Source organism: Bartonella taylorii 8TBB (genome assembly GCF_902825155.1).
GTDB classification, from domain to species: Bacteria; Pseudomonadota; Alphaproteobacteria; order Rhizobiales; family Rhizobiaceae; genus Bartonella; species Bartonella taylorii_A.
On the sequence record NZ_CADEAG010000200.1, the window covers coordinates 1 to 396 of the forward strand.

1 pseudogene is annotated in these 396 nt (G+C 41.2%); it reads left to right on the forward strand.

The window, feature by feature from the left end:
* Window positions 1-87 precede the first annotated feature (87 nt).
* Window positions 88-396 (forward strand): annotated as a pseudogene (locus J7R13_RS09290) (cell division protein FtsA); the annotation flags it as partial.

Consider the following 396-nt stretch of genomic DNA (forward strand, 5'->3'; position numbering starts at 1 on the left):
TTCTTTATCAGATGAAACGTTGGAGCGTTATCATGCTACTGTGGAAGAAGAAGAACGTATTTTAAAGACACGAAAGGCAGGAAACCCATGATGTTGCTTAGATCACATCATCTGGGAGGGCGTAAGACACGTTTTTTAACGGTTCTTGATGTAGGTTCAAGTAAGATTGTTTGTCTTATTGCTTGTTTGCGTCCTTTAAAGCATGCGCACTATTTACATGGTCGTACACATTCTACGGAAATTCTAGGCTTTGGAGTGCAGCGTTCACGCGGTATTAAATCCGGTGTTGTCATGGATATGTTTGCAGCAGAACAATCAATAAGATTGGCTGTTGATGCGGCAGAAAAAATGGCTGGTTTGGTGGTGGATTCAGTGATTGTGAATTTTTCCTCAAGT